The sequence below is a fragment of the Bartonella sp. AU18XJBT genome (assembly GCF_028618595.1).
Taxonomy (GTDB): Bacteria; Pseudomonadota; Alphaproteobacteria; order Rhizobiales; family Rhizobiaceae; genus Bartonella.
Genome location: NZ_JAQITE010000118.1, coordinates 1 through 1,941 on the forward strand (window position 1 = coordinate 1; position 1,941 = coordinate 1,941).

Sequence of the window (1,941 nt, forward strand, 5' to 3'; positions counted from 1 at the left end):
CCCACCAGTTCCACCTTTTGATACAGGACGGAGCCAGACGTACACGCGTGTTCTATGAACCCCAAGCAACTGAGATACCCTACGAACCCCACCTAATAGATTTATTATTTCCGAAAATTGTTTCATAGCACATTATGTAGCGATTATAAAAACAATGTCAAGAAGGAAAATTAATAATGAAACCACATGTTGCTAAATTAGAAAATGACGATTGTATACAACGTACCTACAATAAAGATATGACAATAAGTATCTCACAATGGTTGCAAGATGCCTTATCTGAAGCTGGGTTAAGCCAATCAGAGCTTTCAAGACAGCTAACCGCTTCTTTAGGTCGCTCGATAGATCGTGCCGCCGTCAATAAAATGCTAAAAGGAACAAGAGATATTTCTGCACGAGAATTATTAGAAATATCAAAGCTTACAGGTGCTTCTATTCCCACTAATCACTTAGTTCCTTTGATTGGGTCTGTAGGAGCCGGAGGAGAAATAATCGCAATAGATTCTGGTTGTCTAGAAGAAGTAGAAGCCCCGCCATCTGCTCCTAAAGGAACTGTTGCTGTTCGCGTGGTAGGTGATTCTATGTTTCCAGCCATTGAAGAAGGAAGCCTTCTTTTTTATTCCTATCATTTGCCACCAGAGGATCTTATTAACAACCGCGCCATCATAAAAACTAAATGTGGAAAAGTTTACATCAAAGTCTTACGTCTCGGAAAAGAAAAAGGGAAATGGGTTTTATCCAGTATAAATGGAAAATATGCCGATATCGTAGATGTAGAATTAGAATGGTGTGCACCTATCGACTGGATTAAGCCAGCTAGAATATGAATTAATATTTTTATACTTCTCTTCAAGCAAGCCTTTAGTTTATTATTTTTAAAAATTTTCAAAATCGCTACATTTTTTTGTTGACTTTGTTTTTAAAATCGCTACATTGGTATCCATAAACCACGCACAAACAATTGCCAAGAGGCGTTAGGGAGGAGAAATTATGGATAAGCCAATTCTTATAAATTCTGATGAAATTTTATTAGTTGTCTATAATGATGATCAAAACATTGGTCGGTCTGGACCACTTGATGAAAGCCAAGTTCTAAAAATTATTGACGAGGCAGATGATGCAATCCAAATCTTTCGCATCAATCCTTCTGAGAATAATTGTGAAGATATCTCTGAAGAAATTGCAGACGCATATGTAAAAGAAAATATCGAACATCTCCATGAGGAGAGTAAAGTTCATGACTTTGTACGCGAGAGTGTTGCTTACCATGACCTTTTATCTGATTTAGCAGACGAAAAATATAATGATGAGATGTATGGTACTTACGAACAACAACACCGTTTGCGCCCATGTGATGTGCTTTAAAAATTCTTAAGGGCGCTTTTAAAAGCGCCTCCCCTTTTCCCATCAATAATTGATTAGAGTAAACTTATGACCACACATGATAATGATAGTGAAGGATATCTCATACCTGAAAACGAGGTAGACAACAAAATTGGTTATGCCAAAATGGTCAAAGCCCATGTAATGCATAGGCACTTACATTTGAAACAAGATTTTTCCACTTGGTTTAACGATTGTGTTGAAAAGTTTGATCTAAAAGAAGGCGTGGATTTTGTTTTTACAAAACAAGAATGGAACAGACAGAAGATTTGTCCAAAATCTGAAATAGAAACAGATAAAACTGATAATCATTACTTCAAAATTCACGCAGCAAGGAAAATCGCTAAAGCAGAACGTCATAGAAACTATGGCAGAATATTATACCAAAACTTATATTTTTCTTAATTAAGGGGGTGATGATGAAAAGCCTTATTATAACATCTGAAAACAATTTTAATAACCAAACTGTTCCAACCATGTCTAGTCGTGAAATTGCAGAGTTATGCGGTAAGCAACATGCGCATATTATGCGTGATATTCGACAAATGTTAGGAGAAT

The 1,941-nt window shown here is 36.3% G+C and carries 4 protein-coding genes; all 4 read left to right on the forward strand.

The genetic code is table 11. The features are described from left to right. Window positions 1–176 precede the first annotated feature (176 nt). Window positions 177–827: a S24 family peptidase gene (locus PVV60_RS10350; protein WP_273724655.1), complete on the forward strand. Its 651-nt coding sequence runs from the start codon at window positions 177–179 to the stop codon at window positions 825–827. Between the two features lie 163 nt (window positions 828–990). Beyond that, on the forward strand, window positions 991–1,365 hold the full coding sequence (locus PVV60_RS10355; RefSeq protein WP_273724656.1) for a hypothetical protein: 375 nt from the start codon (window positions 991–993) through the stop codon (window positions 1,363–1,365). Window positions 1,366–1,431: 66 nt separating this feature from the next. Beyond that, window positions 1,432–1,788, forward strand: coding sequence for an antA/AntB antirepressor family protein (locus PVV60_RS10360; protein WP_273724657.1), 357 nt, complete (start codon window positions 1,432–1,434; stop codon window positions 1,786–1,788). A 14-nt stretch (window positions 1,789–1,802) separates the two neighbouring features. Beyond that, on the forward strand, window positions 1,803–1,941 hold a 139-nt coding region (locus PVV60_RS10365; protein ID WP_273724658.1), incomplete at its 3' end, for a Rha family transcriptional regulator.

Excerpts from the sequence above, each read along its gene's own strand:
- PVV60_RS10350 (WP_273724655.1), top strand. The coding sequence starts at position 177 with ATGAAACCACATGTTGCTAAATTAGAAAATGACGATTGTATACAACGT.
- PVV60_RS10355 (WP_273724656.1), top strand. The coding sequence starts at position 991 with ATGGATAAGCCAATTCTTATAAATTCTGATGAAATTTTATTAGTTGTC.
- PVV60_RS10360 (WP_273724657.1), top strand. The coding sequence starts at position 1,432 with ATGACCACACATGATAATGATAGTGAAGGATATCTCATACCTGAAAAC.